The organism is Methylobacterium sp. P3_A11, from assembly GCF_056403155.1.
Window position 1 is genome coordinate 1 of record NZ_JBFUGA010000122.1, and the last position, 15,939, is coordinate 15,939.

The 15,939-nt window shown below is 73.5% G+C and carries 17 protein-coding genes and 1 riboswitch; of the genes, 12 read left to right on the top strand and 5 right to left on the bottom strand.

All coding sequences use genetic code 11. The features are described 5' to 3' along the window. The 8 genes from AC1DXK_RS26515 to crcB all read left to right on the top strand — a co-directional run. Positions 1–277 (top strand): DUF4381 family protein (locus AC1DXK_RS26515; RefSeq protein WP_477299458.1); only part of this gene is annotated, 277 nt, incomplete at its 5' end. After that, on the top strand, positions 274–1,311 hold the full coding sequence (locus AC1DXK_RS26520; RefSeq protein ID WP_457108179.1) for a VWA domain-containing protein: 1,038 nt from the start codon (positions 274–276) through the stop codon (positions 1,309–1,311). The genes AC1DXK_RS26515 and AC1DXK_RS26520, both read left to right, overlap by 4 nt. A gap of 103 nt (positions 1,312–1,414) precedes the next feature. Continuing rightward, entirely contained in the window at positions 1,415–2,344 is a 930-nt protein-coding gene (locus tag AC1DXK_RS26525; protein WP_457108180.1) for a VWA domain-containing protein, read from the top strand. After that, positions 2,344–3,264 (top strand): tetratricopeptide repeat protein, encoded by a 921-nt coding sequence (locus AC1DXK_RS26530; RefSeq protein ID WP_457108181.1) that lies wholly within the window; start codon positions 2,344–2,346, stop codon positions 3,262–3,264. Before AC1DXK_RS26525 ends, AC1DXK_RS26530 begins: the two co-directional genes overlap by 1 nt. A 293-nt stretch (positions 3,265–3,557) precedes the next feature. Continuing rightward, the gene (locus AC1DXK_RS26535; protein WP_457108194.1) at positions 3,558–4,853 is read left to right on the top strand and encodes a hypothetical protein; all 1,296 of its coding nucleotides are present in this window, start codon (positions 3,558–3,560) and stop codon (positions 4,851–4,853) included. Between the two features lie 115 nt (positions 4,854–4,968). After that, a complete protein-coding gene (locus AC1DXK_RS26540; protein ID WP_477299459.1) occupies positions 4,969–5,400 on the top strand; it encodes an EF-hand domain-containing protein in 432 nt (143 codons plus the stop codon). 171 nt (positions 5,401–5,571) lie between these two features. Continuing rightward, positions 5,572–6,081 (top strand): hypothetical protein, encoded by a 510-nt coding sequence (locus tag AC1DXK_RS26545; RefSeq protein ID WP_457108183.1) that lies wholly within the window; start codon positions 5,572–5,574, stop codon positions 6,079–6,081. Positions 6,082–6,172: 91 nt separating this feature from the next. Continuing rightward, positions 6,173–6,244, top strand: a riboswitch (Fluoride riboswitch). A gap of 83 nt (positions 6,245–6,327) precedes the next feature. Beyond that, positions 6,328–6,717, top strand: coding sequence for a fluoride efflux transporter CrcB (crcB, locus tag AC1DXK_RS26550; protein ID WP_457108184.1), 390 nt, complete (start codon positions 6,328–6,330; stop codon positions 6,715–6,717). A gap of 116 nt (positions 6,718–6,833) precedes the next feature. Here crcB and AC1DXK_RS26555 read toward each other — a convergent pair whose 3' ends face one another. Further along, on the bottom strand, positions 6,834–7,664 hold the full coding sequence (locus AC1DXK_RS26555; RefSeq protein WP_457108185.1) for a pyruvate, water dikinase regulatory protein: 831 nt from the start codon (positions 7,662–7,664) through the stop codon (positions 6,834–6,836). 466 nt (positions 7,665–8,130) lie between these two features. Here AC1DXK_RS26555 and AC1DXK_RS26560 point away from each other — a divergent pair, with 466 nt between their 5' ends. The 3 genes from AC1DXK_RS26560 (at position 8,131) to AC1DXK_RS26570 (ending at position 10,129) form a co-directional block, all read left to right on the top strand. Next, positions 8,131–9,261 carry a uroporphyrinogen decarboxylase gene (locus AC1DXK_RS26560; protein WP_457108186.1) on the top strand — a complete coding sequence of 377 codons (1,131 nt, stop codon included), beginning with the start codon at positions 8,131–8,133 and terminating at the stop codon, positions 9,259–9,261. 5 nt (positions 9,262–9,266) lie between these two features. After that, a complete protein-coding gene (gene hemJ, locus AC1DXK_RS26565; protein WP_457108187.1) occupies positions 9,267–9,698 on the top strand; it encodes a protoporphyrinogen oxidase HemJ in 432 nt (143 codons plus the stop codon). A gap of 65 nt (positions 9,699–9,763) precedes the next feature. After that, on the top strand, positions 9,764–10,129 hold the full coding sequence (locus tag AC1DXK_RS26570; protein WP_457108188.1) for a lysozyme inhibitor LprI family protein: 366 nt from the start codon (positions 9,764–9,766) through the stop codon (positions 10,127–10,129). Between the two features lie 10 nt (positions 10,130–10,139). Here AC1DXK_RS26570 and cuyB read toward each other — a convergent pair whose 3' ends face one another. From cuyB to AC1DXK_RS26590, 4 genes are all read right to left on the bottom strand, one after another. Then, the gene (gene cuyB, locus AC1DXK_RS26575; protein WP_457108189.1) at positions 10,140–10,862 is read right to left on the bottom strand and encodes a cysteate racemase; all 723 of its coding nucleotides are present in this window, start codon (positions 10,860–10,862) and stop codon (positions 10,140–10,142) included. Between the two features lie 107 nt (positions 10,863–10,969). Further along, entirely contained in the window at positions 10,970–11,821 is an 852-nt protein-coding gene (locus AC1DXK_RS26580; protein ID WP_457108190.1) for a LysR family transcriptional regulator, read from the bottom strand. A gap of 12 nt (positions 11,822–11,833) precedes the next feature. Next, positions 11,834–12,820 (bottom strand): ATP phosphoribosyltransferase, encoded by a 987-nt coding sequence (hisG, locus tag AC1DXK_RS26585; protein WP_457108191.1) that lies wholly within the window; start codon positions 12,818–12,820, stop codon positions 11,834–11,836. Next, positions 12,817–13,971, bottom strand: coding sequence for an ATP phosphoribosyltransferase regulatory subunit (locus AC1DXK_RS26590; protein ID WP_457108192.1), 1,155 nt, complete (start codon positions 13,969–13,971; stop codon positions 12,817–12,819). The genes hisG and AC1DXK_RS26590 overlap by 4 nt, the downstream gene beginning before the upstream one ends. 197 nt (positions 13,972–14,168) lie before the next feature. Here AC1DXK_RS26590 and AC1DXK_RS26595 point away from each other — a divergent pair, with 197 nt between their 5' ends. Then, complete coding sequence (locus AC1DXK_RS26595; protein ID WP_457108193.1) at positions 14,169–15,854, top strand: methyl-accepting chemotaxis protein; 1,686 nt, start codon at positions 14,169–14,171, stop codon at positions 15,852–15,854. Positions 15,855–15,939 lie beyond the last annotated feature (85 nt).

The window sequence follows — 15,939 nt, forward strand, 5'->3', positions numbered from 1 at the left end:
GGCCGAACTCGCCCGGAGCCGCGGCCTCGACCCGGAGGCGCGCCTCGTCGCCCAGGCCCGGCTCCTGCGCCGCCTCGGCCGGACCCTCGGCGGCGAGACCGAAGCCCGGGCGACGGGCGCCGACTGGGCCGCCCGCCTGGACGCGCTGTTCGGGACCACGTTCTTCTCCGGGGGCGCCGGCCGGGTCTTGGCCGACGGTCTGTACCGGCGGCAGGATCCCGACCTCGACGCCCTGGATGCCGAACTCGGCCGCCTGATCGGACGGCTGCGGGCATGAGCGCGTTCCTGCCCGCGTGGCTCAGCGCGCTGCTCTCGGCCTTCGACTGCGCGGCGCCCTGGGCGCTCCTCGCCCTCCCCCTGCCCCTGCTGGCGGCCCGCCTGATCCCCGCCGAGCCCGAGGGCGGCAGCGGCGCCCTGCGCGTGCCCGGCACGCTGGTGGGCGGGGCGCGCTCCGGCGCCGACCTCGCGGCCCGCGGGCGGCGGCGGGCGCTGCTGACCTGGACGCTCTGGATCGCCCTGGTGGCGGCCCTGTCGGGTCCGCGCCTCGTCCTGCCGGCCGCCGCCCTCCCGGCCTCCGGCCGCGAGATCATGATCGCCATGGACCTGTCGGGCTCGATGGAGCGGCGGGACTTCGCCCTCGACGGCGAGACCGTGAACCGGCTCACGGCGGTCAAGCGCGTCGGCACCGACTTCATCCGCCGCCGGGCCGGGGACCGGATCGGCCTCGTGATCTTCGCCGATCAGGCCTACGTGGCGGCGGCCCTGAGCTTCGACACCGCCGCGGTCGCCCGCGCCCTCGACGAGGCGACGATCGGCATCAGCGGCCGCTCCACCGGCATCGGCGACGGCCTCGGCCTCGCCCTCCGCCGCCTGGACCCGCGGGACGCCGAAGGCGATGCCGCTTCCGGGAGCCACGCCGGTGCGAAGGCCGCGAAGGCCGTGATCCTGCTGTCGGACGGCGCCAACAATGCCGGCCAGACCGCTCCCAAGGACGTGGCCGACCTCGCCAAGGAACTCGGCATCAAGGTCTACACGATCGCCCTCGGCCCCCGCGACATGGCCGATGCCGACGGCGAGCAGGACGTCGTCGACACCGAGACCCTGCGCGACATGGCGCAGGCCAGTGGCGGCGAGGCGTTCCGGGTGCGCACCACGGACGACCTCGTCCGGGTCGCCGAGGCCATCGACCGGCTGGAGGGCGGCCGCGCCCTGGCCCCGCCCCTGCCCCTGCGCAGGGACCTCTGGCCCTGGCCGGCGGCCCTCGCGCTCCTCGCCGGCGCCGCGCTCCTGGCCAGCCGGAGGGGGGCGTGATGGGTCGATACCCCGCCCGTCCAACCACCCTCCTCATCCGGAGGTGCCGGTACGCAGCGCAGGCCTCGAAGGATGAGGGCGTTGGGGTTGGAGGATCCACCCCATGAGCCTCCTCGGCACCGTCGCGCTCCTGCGCCCCTGGTGGTTCCTGGCGATCCCGGTGGTCGTCCTGCTCGCGCTGCGCGCCGCGTGGCGCTCGGCGCCGCTGGGCGACTGGGTCCGGGCGGTGGATCCGGCGCTGATGGCCCACCTCACGCGCGCCGGGGCGGTGCTGGGCGGGCGGCGGCAGGCGAACCTCGCCGCCGCGCTGGCGGCTGGGCTGATCGCCCTGGCGCTGACCGGCCCCGCGGTGGAACGCGCGGACGGGCAGACCTTCCGCAATCTCGACGAGACCGTGATCGTCGTCGACCTGTCCCGTTCGGTCACCGAGGGCGGCAACCTCCAGGGCGTCCGGCAGGCCGCCGCCGCAGTGGCGGAGGCCGCCGGCACCCGGGCGGTCGCACTCGTGGTCTACGCGGGCGACGCCTATCTCGCGGCCTCCCCGACCACGGACCGCGACAGCCTCGGCACCACCCTGTTCGCGCTCGACGCCGACACGGTGCCAGACCGCGGCTCCCACCCCGAGCGCGGGCTGGCGCTGGCCCGCCGCACCCTGGCGGAGGCCAACGTGGTGGCGGCCGACGTGGTGCTGATCAGCGACGGCGACGGCATCGGCGAGGCCGCCAACCGCGAGGCCCGCGCCATCGCCGAGCACGGCTGGCGGCTCCAGGCCCTGTTCGTCCCCGCCGACAAGCCGCTGCCCCCCGGCGCGCCGAAGCCCGACCGGGCCGCCCTCGACGCCCTCGCCCGGGCGGGCGGCGGCGGCACAGCCGACATCGCGACCCCGGGTCCGGTGCTCGACGTGGTCGGCGCCGGGCTCAGCCAGCACCTCGCGGCGGGCGGCTACAGCGTCCTGGCCTACGCGGATCTGGGACGCTGGCTGCTGCTGCTAGCGGCCCTGCCGGCCCTGGTCCTGTTCCGCAGGAGCGCGTGATGCGGCTCACCCTCCCCGACTCGGGCTTCGCCGTCCCGCTCCGCGCCGGCCTGCCGCCGCGCTGGCGTCGCCTCGCCCGGATCGCCGGTCTGGCGCTCGCCGGGGTCGGCCTCCTGGCGCTGCTCGCCGTCTCGCAGCCGCGCACCGGCTTCGGGCGCCTGCTGATGGGACTCGGCCTGCCGGGGCTGGCCGCGGGCGTCTTCGTCGATCCCGCCTGGCGCGCCGCCGCCCTCTACGAGGCCGGCCGGTATCCGGACGCGATCGCGCTGTTCCGCACCGGCGGGCGGCGGGCGAGCTACAATCTCGGCAATGCCCTGGCACGATCGGGCGACCTCGACGGCGCGCTCGCCGCCTACGACGAAGCCCTGCGCTTCAACCCCCGCGACGCCGACGCCCAGGCCAACCGCTCGCTCATCGCCCGGATGCAGGCCGAGGTGATCGACCGCGGCCCCGGCGGCGGCATCGCCAACGGGACCGGCCAGTACGGCGCCCGCTACAACAACACCGCCAACCAGGACCAGAACAACGACATCAACGCCGCCTCCAGCGGCGAAGGTCTGGCGGGCAACAAGGAATCGAATGCCAGCGCGTCGCTGCCCGGCAACAGCAAGGTCGCCCGTCGCGGCAAGGCCGAGCAGCAATCGATCGACACCGGCAAGGGGCAGGCCCGGGGCTCGGCCGGCGACGCCGCCGGCCGCGGCCGGACCGGGGGCGGCTCGGCGATGGTGGCCGAGGCGCCCGAGCGCGAGGTCCGCCGGGTGACCAAGAGCTTCGAGGCCCACGAGATCCGCCCGGACCGGCTCTGGCTCCAGACCCTGCCGGACGATCCCGGCCGCTATCTCAAGCTGCGCCTGCGCGCCGAGCAGACCCGGCGGGTCGAGGCCGGCACCGCGATTCCCGCCGGGAGCAATCCGTGGTGATGTGTTCTGGCGTTTCCGAGAGGCGCGATCCCCCTCCCCCCTCTGCGGGCTCCGATGTTCACACTTCTCCACTGAACACCAACGCTGGCGGCAGGGCGCGACGCGCCCCCGCTCCCGTGCGGGAGAGGGTTGGGCTGAGGCACGAGAACGCTCCGGATGGGGCACCGGATCGATGCGCCGACAGGGCGCGCCTCGTTCTGAACGGTCTCGACCCTCACCCTGTCCTTCTCCCGGACGGGAGCGGGGACCCGCGCCCGATCCCGAAACCGCAATGCCGAAGCGGATGCGTGAATCTGCAAGCCACTGCGGGGGAGGAAGGGCGGGCGCGCGTCCTGCTTGCCCTTGTCCTCAGCCTCCTCGCGCCCCTCCTCGCGCCCCTGCCCGCCCGGGCCGAGATCGAGCCGGGCGACCTCACCCTGACGGTGACCGCGGAGCTGAACGGCAACAGCGCCCCCTACCCCCGCGAGATGGTGCTCCTGAAGATCCACGGGGTCTACAAGCAGCCGATCCTGCTCGAGGAGGTGGTGCAACCCTCGCTGGCCAACTTCTCCTGGACGCAGCTCGGCCGCGACCATTGGAGCAAGGCCAAGCTGCCGGACGGCCAGAGCGCCATCGCGTTCGACCGAACCGTGGCGGTCTTCCCGCACCACCCGGGCCAGTTCACCATCGAGCCGTTCGTCCACAAGCTCACCGTCAACGATGTCGGCGAGCGGCGGACCGTCGAGGTCCGCTCGCAGCCGATCCCCTTCCCCGTGGCGCAATGGACCGCCCCCACCGGCGGTCCCGACGCCAAGGAGCCCTGGTGGCTGCCCGCCAGGGACGTCGCCATCACGGATTCCTGGAGTCCGGACCCCGAGACCATCAAGGTCGGCGAGACCGCCCGCCGGATCGTCACCCTGGAGGCGCAGGGCATGGTCGCCGAGGGCCTGCCGCCCCGGCCAGTGATGCGCACCCGCGGCATCATCACCTTCGCGGGGCCGGTCACCCGCGAGACGCTGCTGACCCCCTCCGGCCCCGTGGCCCGGGCGACCTACCAGTGGGACGTGAAGCCCGGCGTGCCGGAGATCATCCCCCTCGACGCCATCGCGATCCCGTGGTTCGACACCAGCACCCGCACGATGCGCGAGACCGAGATCCCGGCCCGGCAGATCGGCGGCGGCCTGCCCGACCGCGCGACCGACGCGGCGCCCCCCGCGATCCCCTCGCCGCTCATGGTCGCCGCCGCGGCTCTCGCCGCCTTCGGGCTGGGCCTGGCGCTGATCGGCTTCGGGCTTGGCCGGCCGACCCTGCGCCTGTCCGCCCGGACCCGCCGGGCGCTGCGCGCGGCAGCCCGCGCGGGCGATCCGGGCAGGTTCCGCGCGGCGCTCGACGCCGCGATGCGGGAAGCCCCCGACCTCGCGCGGATCTGGCGAGCGCGGCCCGACCTCGCGGTTGCGTTCGTTGCCCTCGACCGGGCGGTCTTCGGTGCATCCGGTAGCCCCGTCCCGGACCTCCCCGCGCTCGCCCGGTCCCTGTCGCGCCCCGAACGGCTCGCCGCCGCTCTCCGGGAAGCGAGCCCGCTCGCCCCCCTCGACGGGCCGGTCCGCTGAGCGTTGCGGCGCAGGTTCGGCGCGCTGATCGTCCGCTTGTGAACGCGTCGTGGGGAACGCACCGCCGGATGGCGGCTTGGGCTGCCGGCGCTGATTGCCACCGGAGATTTCGCTCATGCCCGCGATCCTGAACAGACCCGCCCGCGCGCTCGCCGCGACCCTCGTCCTCGGCCTCGCCGTCCCGACCGCGCTGCCGTCCGCGGCCCTGGCCCGGAGCGCCGGCACCGAGCGCACGCTGAAGATGGTCGACACCGACAACGACGGCACGATCGACTTGGCCGAGGCGCAGGCCGCCGCCGGAAAGGTCCTCGACGGCGCCGAACACGACAAGGACGGCACCGTCGACGCCAAGGAATTGAAGGGCCGGCTCAGCAAGAAGGATCTGAAGTCGGCCGATCCCGACGGTGACGGGACCCTCGACCGCAAGGAATACCTCGCCCTGGTCGAGCAGCGCTTCAAGGCCGCCGATCCCGACAACGACGGAAAGCTCGACGCCAAGGAACTCAAGACGCCGGCCGGACGGAGCCTGCTGCAGCTCCTCAAGTAAGGCCCGCCGAGCGCCGTTGCACAGTTCCTGAGCAAGTATTATTCCTGTGCAACGGCTCAAGTTCTGAGCAGGCATCAATATTTTGCACGATCTTGCATCATCTGAACTGCCTCCGTAGGTTCTCAATGTCCGAGCGACAAAGCATCGGATGAACCACCCGGGAGGAGCGCGATGGCGCGCGTCAACGAAGTCAAGGACAGGTTCCGCGCGCGGCTGCAGGAGGCCGATGCCCGCAGCAACGACTTCCGCAAGAAGCTTCTGGAGGACGGCGCCCGGGCGCTGGAACCCGTCGTCGGCGTCCTGAACCTCATGGCCGAGGTGCTCAACGAGGAGGACAACGTCCACGGCAGCATTACCGGCCTCGAGGCGAAGATCGATCAGGACAACTTCATCAGCCTCTGCGCGCAGCTTCGCGGCACCGATTCCGAGCAGAAGATCAAGATCAAGTACGGACCCGAACTCGGCGGCAGCAACTACATCTCGGTCTCGGGCCTGAACCAGCGCTACAACGAGCGCCTCGTGCCGGGGGCGGCGAGCTGCGCCGTCGGCCGGACCGTCGGCAGCGACATCCAGCTCGACGAGCACCGGGGCGACGAGCTGGCCGAGGTGGTCCGCGAGGTGGTCGAGGACTTCTACGCCGCCCAGATCGAGCAGCGCAGCCACTTCGCCTACGCCCGCTGAGTCACCGCTCGACCGGGCGGATGGGGTTCGGAAGCGGGGGCGCGGGCGCCGGAAAACCGGATTCCCCTCCCCGGCTTCCTGCGCTAAGCCTGTCCGCGATGGGGATGGAGCTCCCCGACAACCGCCCGGCATCCGCTGCCGGGCTGATGGCTCCTACCGCACGGGCGCGCCTCGGCCGTCCGCGGTGGGGCCGTGCGCCGAAGCCGCGACAGGACGAAGCCGCCCGACCGAACAGGAAGGGCAGGCATGATCAACACCCTCATCGTCTTTCTCGGAGCCGGGGTCGGGGGCGGATTCCGCCACGGTGTCAACGTCGCGGTCGCCCGGCTGCTGCCGGGTCTCGGCTTCCCCCTCGCCACGCTGATCATCAACGTGCTGGGCTCGTTCCTGATGGGCGTGCTCGCCGAGGGCTTCGCCCTGCGCGGTGCGGCGGGCCACCCGGCACGGCTGTTCCTGACCACCGGGGTGCTCGGCGGCTTCACGACCTTCTCGACCTTCTCCCTCGACGCGATCAGCCTGTACCAGCGCGGCGAGACGGCGGCCGCCGCCCTCTACGTGGTGGCCTCGGTGGCGACCGGTCTTGTCGGGCTGCTGGCGGGCCTCGCCCTGGTGCGCACGGTCCTGAGCGGCAGCTGACCAAAGTCCCGGTTTCACGAGGTCGGCGACCTCGTGCGGGTCCAGGGCGGAGCCCGGGTGGTTCCGGGGCTCCGCCCTGGACCCCGGCGAAGGGCCGAGCTCCTTGGAACCCCCGATCAATCCGCGATGAACTTCAGCCTGTGGTCGCGGTAGAGGTCGACGATGGCCGCCGCGGTCTCCTCGATGGAGCGGCGGGTGACGTCGATCGTGGGCCAGCGGTTCCTCGTGAACAGCCGGCGGGACATCGTGATCTCGTCCGCCACCGCCGAGCGGTCGACGTAGAGGGACGATTCGTCGGCGTTGAGGCTGGAGAGGCGGTTCTGGCGGATCTGCACGATCCGCTCCGGCGAGGCGAACAGGCCGACCACCAGGGGCTTGCGGGCGCGCTCGATCGCCGGCGGCAGCGGCAGGCCGGGGACCAGCGGCAGGTTGGTGGTCTTGAGGCCGCGATTGGCGAGGTAGATCGAGGTCGGCGTCTTCGAGGTCCGGCTGACCCCGAGCAGGATCACGTCGGCCTCCTCCAGGTTCTCCGGCAGGTTGCCGTCGTCGTGGGCCAGCGTGAAATTCATCGCGTCGATGCGCTTGAAGTACTCGGCGTTCAGCATGTGCTGGGCGCCGGGCCGGGCGGTCGTCTCGGCGCCGAGATAGGCGCGCAGCAGATCGTGGACCGGCCGCAGCACCGAGAGGCAGGGCGATCCGGTCTCGCGGGCGACCTCTTCCAGCCGCTCGCCGAGATCGCCCCCCACCAGGGTGTAGAGGACGAGGCCCGGCGCCGCCCGGATCTCCGAGATCACCCGGTCGAGCTGCGCGGCCGAGCGCACCAGCGGGTAGACGTGCTCGATCGCCGAGACGCCCTCGTACTGCGCGGCCGCCGCACGCCCGACATTGATCAGCGTCTCGCCGGTGGAGTCCGAGACGAGGTGGAGGTGGAAGTAGCTGCGGCCCATCCGGTCGCCTTCATCGCGGGGGCCACGTTATCCACCGTCGGCCGCCAGGGGAGTCGATGGATGTGGATAGGATGCCCTGCCGGGCCGGTCCAGGGAAGCGGTCCCGCCGGTTATCGACTCCGCCGTTCACAGGCCGTCGATCCGGGCCGGCGGAATCCGGGCGCGTGGGAGAATCCGGGACGCACGGGGGGTGCGTACACGACTCGGCGTTGCCAAGGCGCTGTCGGACCTTCCGGTTCTCGCAAGTTGGAGGAAATCCTTTAAAGCCCCGTTAACGGCGCGGCGTCGGGGACCGCCTGTGGATGCATTTGTGCCCCCGCGATTCGGCCCCCCAAGAGAAAAAACAGAGTCCTAGAATCTCTCTTTTCTTTTCGAAGGGGCCTGTGTGGGGATCGGCGCGCTTCGACTCGACAGGAGGCGCGCCGACGGGCATGCCGGATGGGCTAAAAGCGGGGTGGGAGCGCAGATGACGGGGACACCGCCGGTGGAACGCAAGATGCTGCGCGTCCTCGAAGGGGAGGCGATCGGACGGCCCCCCGCCTGGATGATGCGCCAGGCCGGGCGCTACCTGCCGGAATACCGGGCGACCCGCGCGGAAGCCGGCTCGTTCCTCGACCTCTGCTACAGCCCGGACTTCGCCGTCGAGGTGACGCTCCAGCCGATCCGGCGCTTCGGCTTCGACGCGGCGATCCTGTTCTCGGACATCCTGGTCGTCCCCCACGCGCTGGGCCAGGACGTGCGCTTCGTGGAGGGCGAGGGGCCGCGCCTCGATCCGCTCGACGGCCGGGAGGCCTACGGCCGGCTGCGCGAGGCCGGCGACCCGGCGATCATGACCCACCTCGCCCCGGTCTTCGAGACGGTGACGCGGCTGCGGGCGGAACTGCCCCGCGAGACGACGCTGCTCGGCTTCTGCGGCGCCCCCTGGACGGTGGCGAGCTACATGATCGGCGGCCGCGGCACCGCGGACCTCGCCCCGGCGCGGGCGCTGGCCGAGGGCGACACGGCCCTGGTCGATGCCCTCATCGACCGCCTCGTGGCGGTGCAGACCGATTATCTCGTGCGCCAGCTCGAGGCCGGCGCCGACGCCGTGCAGATCTTCGAGTCCCATGCCGGCACCCTGCCGCTCGCCGTCCCGCCCTCGGGGGGCACCGTCGAGCCCGTGGGCGACGTCGCCGAGAGCGGCCTGCCGGACGGCGCGAACGGGGACGCGTTGGCCCGCTGGTCCCTGCGCCCGATCGCCCGGATGATCGCCGGTGTCCGCGAACGGGTGCCCCACGCGAAGATCATCGTGTTCGCCCGCGGCTCGGGCCTCGACGGCCATGCCCGGGTCGTGCCCGAGACCGGCGCCGACGCCGTCGGGGTCGACTGGGGGGTGGACCTGAAGGCGCTTCGGGCGGCGGTGCCGGCCACGACGGTGACGCAGGGCAACCTCCATCCCGAGACGCTGATCGAAGGGGGCGCAGCCCTCGACGCCGCGGTGGACGCCGTGCTGGCGGCGACCGCCGGCCTGCCCCACGTCTTCAACCTCGGCCACGGCATCACGCCGCAGACGCCTGTCGCCCATGTCGAGCGGATGCTCGCGCGGCTCCGCCGGTAGCCCGCGTGCTGTACGACTGGATCAAGGCCGGGCACGTCATCAGCCTGATCGCCTGGATGGCGGGCATGCTCTACCTACCGCGTCTGTTCGTCTACCACGCGAGCCTGCCGCCGGGCTCGGAGGCGCAATCGGCGACCTTCAAGGTGATGGAGCGCCGCCTGCTCAAGGCGATCATGAACCCGGCGCTCATCGCCACCTGGGTGTTCGGTCTGGCCCTCGCCTGGATGAGCGGCTTCTACGCGAGCCCCTGGCTGCAGGCGAAGTTCGCGCTGGTGCTCGCGATGTCGGGCATCCACGGCTGGCTCGCCCGGATGGTCAAGGATTTCGCCGCCGACCGGAACACCCGCGGGCACAAGTTCTACCGGGTGCTCAACGAGGTGCCGACGCTGCTGATGATCGGCATCGTCATCCTGGCGATCGTCAAGCCGGGCCTCTGATCCCGCGATCCCGCGATCCTGTGATCCCGGCCGGAGCCTTTCCGCGGCCGGCCCGTTGGGAGGCCATGTCGAAGCCTCTCGTCCTCGCCCTCGCGCTGGCCGCCCTCGCGGGACCGGTCGCCGGCGCGATCACCGCGCCGCCCGCCCGGGCGGCGAGCTTCCCGTGCGACAGGGCCGAGGCCCCCGACGAGAAGGCGATCTGCGCCCGTCTTCCCCTCAACGACCGGGACGTCGAGATGGCGACCCGGTTCGAGATCCTGAAGAGCGTGCTGCCGATGGGCGGTCAGGCCAAGCTGCGCGACGACCAGGAGGCGTGGCTGAAGGAGCGTCAGGCCTGCGGCGGCGACGTCGGCTGCCTGACCGCCGCCTACGATGCCCGCCTGAAGGTCCTGCGCGGCGTCCTGGCGGAATTCGCCAAGCAGGGCCCCTGAGAGCCCGCGTTCAGGCCGCGCGCGGCAGGGCCGCGGCATCGACGCAGCGATCCGGCCGGCACGCCGCCACGCAGGCGCACGCCAGCGCCTCGGTGGCGTCGACCAGCAGGCCGGACGGGTCGCTCCCGGCGAGCGCGATCGGGATCTCCGTGCAGGCCATCACCACCCGGTCGCAGCCGGCCGACGCCAGCGCCCGGACCTGCGCCTCCAAGAGCGGCCGCGCCTCGGCCACCCGGTGCGCCTTCACCAAGCGGATCGCCGCCGCCACCCCGGCCTGACCCTCCGGACCGGGTTCGAGGCACGCGAGACCGCGCCGCGCCAGCCGCTCTCGGTAGAGCCCGGTCCGCAGGGTGCCGTCGGTGGCGAGCAGGCCGATCCGGCCGCCGCGCCCAATCCCCGCCCGCGCCAGGGTCTCGGCCACGGCGTCGACGATGTGGAGGATCGGCAGGCCGGTCCCGGCCTGCAGCGCCGCGTGCCAGTGATGGGCGGTGTTGCAGGGGATCGCGATCCGGGTGGCGCCGCCGGCCTCGAGCCGCACCAGGGCGGCGCGCATCGCCGGCAGCGGGTCCGGGCCGGCGCCCAGGATCGCGTCGGCGCGGTCGGGGATGTCGACGGCCGAGCAGACCAGGGTCGGGATGTGGTCCTGGTCGCACCCGGCGGGCGTCGCCCGCACGAGCTTGGCCAGGAAGTCCACCGTGGCCATCGGACCCATCCCGCCGAGTACACCGAGCATCGCCGCCTCCGACCGTCGCAACTGCTCTGATGGGCTCCGACGGGGCGGGAATCCAATGCCGTGTCGGCACCGGCCATGCCGATCCGGCACCGGGCGCGCGGCGACGCCTAGGGTTCGGCCGCCAGGGCGGCGGCCGCGGCCCAGACCGCCTCGACCGCACCGCCTCGGCCGGCCTTGCGGTAGAGCCGGATCTCCAGCGCCGTGCCCGGCCCGGCCGCCACGAGGCTGCCGTCGGCGAGTTCGCGGGCGACGAGGCTCTCGGGCAGCCAAGCGCGGCCGTGGCCCGCGAGGACCATGAACTTCAGGGCCTCCGCCATGGCGTTCTCGTTGACGTGGGTGGCCGCCGCCCCGCCGCCGGCCAGTGCCACGACCCGGCCCAGGAACGAGTCCCGGGGATAGCCGAGCCCGGGCCGGTCCGCGGCCGGCTCCGGCCGGTGCACCGGCACGAGGCTGTCCCGGCCGATGGCGAGGTGCGGGAAGGCAGCGGGGTCTAGGGGGATCGGCACCCGGGGATGGTGGTAGGTCAGCAGCAGGTCGTAGCCGCCCTCGGCCAGCGCCTGCACGCAGGCGTGGAAATCGTCCGGGAGCAGCCGGCTGCCGAGGGGGCCGGTGCGGGCCTCGACGTCCCGGAACCAGCGCGGGAAGACGGTCAGCGCCAGGGTGTGGAGCGCGGCCACCGACACGGTCCGCGGCGGCGGCCGGATCCGGGCGCGGAGCGCGTCGCGGCTGCCGTGGAGCCGCCGCACGGTCTCCTCGGCGGTCTCCAGGAACAGCCGGCCCTCCGGCGTCAGGGCCGTCGGGTAGGTGCTGCGGTCGACCAGCGCGACGCCGAGCCAGCCCTCGAGCGCCCGGATGCGGCGGCCGAAGGCCGGCTGGGTGACGTGGCGCTCGACCGCCGAGCGCGAGAAGCTGCCGGTTCGCGCGAGGCTCAGGAAGTCCTCGAGCCATTTCAGTTCCATGGCGCGGCCGTCTCAGAGCCGCGCCAGCAGCCGCTCCGCCAGGGGGTTCTCGGCCGAAAAGGCGTAGTCGACCCGCCGCACCGTCACGGCCCGCGCCCCGGCCTCGACCAGCGCTCCGGCGAGGTCGAACACCGCGCCCTCGGGGCAGCGCAGGACGATCTCGCCCTCCGCGCCCTTCGGAGCGCCGTAGGGCAGCTCGGCCTCGTGCAGGCCCGCGAGGGTGGCGAGGTCGATCGTGCCGCTCTCCGGCAGGGCGGCGCGCACCTCCCGGGTGGTCCGGGCGCGCTCCTCGGCGGCGATGCGGCCGAGCACCGTGCGCAGCGCCGCCCGCTGGCCCTCGCCCCAGGGGGCCTTCAGCGAGGCTACGAGGTTGGCCTCGGAGCGCAGGATGATGCCGTCGTCCAGCACCTTCAGGGCGTTGGCGCTGAGGGTGGCGCCCGTGGTGGTGATGTCGACCACGATCTCGGCCGAGCCCGCCGCGGGCGCTCCCTCGGTCGCGCCCAGGCTCTCGACGATCCGGTAATCGGCGACGCCCTTCTCGGCGAAGAACCGCCGGGTCAGGTTGACGTACTTGGTGGCGACCCGCAGGCGCCGCCCGTGGCGGGCGCGCATGCCGGCCGCGACCTCGTCGAGGTCGGACATGTCGCGCACGTCGATCCAGGCCTGGGGCACGGCCACCACCACGGTGGCGTTGCCGAAGCCCAGCGGCGTCAACAGCTCAACCTGGCCGCGCACGTCCGGGAGGGTCTCGCGGATCAGGTCCTCGCCGGTGACGCCGAGATGGGCGGCGCCGGAGGCGAGTTGCGCGGCGATCTCGGAGGCCGAGAGGTAGCGCACCTCGACGTCGGGGACGCCGATGAGCTTGCCCCGATAGTCGCGGGCGCCCGCGCCCTGTGCGAGCTTCAGCCCGGCCCGGCCGAAGAACGCGCTGGCGTTCTCCTGAAGGCGCCCCTTGGAGGGGACGGCGAGGATCAGCGCGCCCGAGTCCGAAGAAATCATCGGCCGGCTCCCGCCACGCGCTCGATCCAGAAGGTGCAGCCCACCGCGGGCAGCGGCGCCGGGCTGCCGAGATGGCCGAGCAGGCCGTCGTAGCGGCCGCCGCCGACCAGGGTCGGGCTCTCGCCCGAAGCATCCCCCTGGGTCACCTCGAAGATGAAGCCGGTGTAGTAGTCGAGGTTGCGGGCGAAGCCGCCCTGGAAGCGGAACCGCTCGATCGGCAGGCCCCGGGCCGCGATGAAGCCGGTGCGCTCCTCGAACAGGTCGAGGGCGGCCGCGAGCGCGTCGTGACGGATATCGGCGTCGGCGACGAGCGCCCGCAGGTCGCGGGCGGCCGTGTCCGGATGGCCCGCGATGGTCCGGTAGCGGTCGAGGATCGCGCGGTTCTCGGCGTTGAGCCCGGCCCCGCCATGGGCCTGGGCGGACGCCTTGGCGAGGAAGCGCTCGGCGATCTCGCCGGCGCTGCGGCCGCCCACCGCCGAGATCCCGGCGATGGCCAGCACGTCCTCCACGAAGGCGCGCACGCCCCGCGGGTCCTGGCCCTGGATCGCCGCCAGCAGGCCGGCATGGGGGTCCTCGGGCCGGGCGCCCTCCGCGCCGTTGGTGACGGCATCGAGCGAGCGCCCGGCCGCAAGTGCCCGGAGCGTCCGGCGCTTGGCGGCGGGTGGGACCGCGAGGCCGTCGAGGAGCGCGCCGGTCAGCCCCATGTCGCCGAGCCGCACCGCCGGATCCGTGCGGCCGAACAGGGCGAGGCCCTCGAGGGCGAGGCCGAGAACCTCGGCATCCGCCGCCGGCGTGTCGGTGCGCCCGATCGACTCGATGCCGGCCTGGAAGAACTCGTCGGGCTCGTCGGCGGCCAGCCGGAAGACTGGGCCGCAATAGCTGTAATCGGCCACCCGCCCGTCGGCCTCCGCCCTGTGCAGGCGACAGACGGGAATGGTGAATTCGGGCCGCAGGCACAATTCGGCCCCGCCCGCGTCCTGGGTGACGAAGATCCGCCGGCGGATGTCCTCCCCTGACAGTTCGAGGAACGGCTCCAGCGGCTGCAGCACCGGTGGCGTCACCGGCCGGTAGCCCGCCGCCGCCAGATGGGCGAGCAGCCGCGCGCGCGCCGCGTCCCCCGCCCCCGTCTCGCCTGCCTCCGGTCGTGTCATCGGATCCACCTCGCGGGCGCTCTGTAGCAACCGCGGCCGGGCTTGGCGACACGCCGCCGGGAGGCGCGAGGCCGGCGCAGTGCGCAGGACTGCGCAGACGGCCGCCCAGGACCCGTCGGCGGCCATCAGCCTTTACGGAACCGTAATGCCGGATCGACAAGTGTTCGTGTGGTATTCAGACACTTTGTGGTCGTCCCGTGCACCTCCCCTTTCGCCTGCGGGCGCAATTCCGCGTGCTCGCCGGCCTGGTCGGCTTCATCGTGGTCGCGGTCGGCGCCCAGGCCGCCCTGCGGGTCTGGCAGAGCGCGGCGGTCACCCAGGAGATCGGCGACCGGCTGCTGCCGACGGTCGACCTGCTCGGCAACCTGCGCGCGACCGTGACCCGCGTACGCCTGGGCGCCACGCGGGTCATCGACGAGACGGAGCCCCGCGCCCATGCGCAGGCCCGGGAGCGCAACGAGGCCCGCATCGCGGAGATGCAGGGCCTGATCGGCAGATTCGCCGCCCTGCCGGCGAATCCCGAGACCACCGCGGGCTTCGCGACCTTTATCGGCCAGTGGCGGGCCTATCTCGCGGCGCAGGCGGAAGCCTTCACCCGCGTGGCCGGGGGCGATGCCGCTGGGGGACGGGCCGCCTTCAACGGTCCCGCCAACGCGCTCTACGACACGGCCTGGAAGAGCCTGGACGCCCTGAAGGCCGCGTCGAGCCACGCGGCGCAGCAGGCCGCCGACACGGTGCGCGACGCCAGTGCCGCGACCCTGACCACGATCCTGCTGGGCACCGGCCTCGGCGCGATGCTGGCGCTGGCGCTGATGGCATGGCTCGCGCGCGACATCGCCGGACGGGCGCTGCGGGTTGCCGCCGCCATGACGGACCTGGCCGCCGGCAACACCGCTGTGGTGGTGCCCTGCACCGACCGCCGCGACGAGATCGCCGAGATCGCCCGCGCGGCCCTGGGCTTCCGGGCGAGCCTGGAGCGCAACCGGGCGCTCGAGTCCGAGACCGCGCTGGCCCGGGCCGGCACGGAGGCGCAGCGCCGGGCGGCGATGCACGTCATGGCCGAGACGTTCGAGGGCAGCGTCGGTGGCGTGATCGAGGCCGTGGCCGCGGCGGCCGCACAGCTCCAGGCCACCGCCCGCAGCATGAGCGCGGTCGCGGCTCAGGCCTCGGCGCGGTCGGGCGGCGTCTCCCGGGCGGCCGGGGAGGCCGCCAACAATGTCGGCACGGTGGCGGCGGCCGCCGAGCAGCTCGAGGCCTCGGTGCAGGAGATCGGGCGGCAGGTCCAGGCCTCGGCCGGGCTGGCGCAGGGGGCGGTCTCGGAATCCGGCCAGACCGTGGCTCTGGTCCAGGATCTCAGCACCGCGGCCTCCCGGATCGGCGATGTGGTGGCGCTGATCTCGGGCATCGCGGCCCAGACGAACCTGCTGGCGCTCAACGCCACGATCGAGGCCGCCCGGGCCGGCGCGGCGGGCCGCGGCTTCGCGGTGGTGGCCGCCGAGGTGAAGGCCCTGGCCGAGCAGACGGCCCGGGCCACCGGCGAGATTTCCGGGCAGATCGGCCGGATCCAGGAATCCACAGGCCAAGCCGTCGGGGCGATCGACGGGATCGGAGGCCGCATCCGCGAGATCAGCACGGTCGCCGCCTCGATCGCGGCCGCCGTGGAGGAGCAGGGCGCGGCCACCCAGGAAATCGTGCGCAACGTCTCCGAGGCCGCCACGGGCACCAGCGCGGTCACCGACAACGTCGTGGGCCTGGCGGCCGCCGCCGACGAGACGGGGGCGGCCGCCGCCCAGGTCCTGACCTCGGCGAACGCCCTGTCGCGCGAGTCGGACCGGCTCGGCGCCGCGGTCGCCCGGTTCCTGTCCGACCTGCGGGCGGCCTGAGGACCCTCAGAGCGGCCGGGCGGTCCCGAGACCGGCGCCGCGCGGCCGCCGCGCGGGCTTGCGCCGGGCGAGCGCCGTCAGGGCC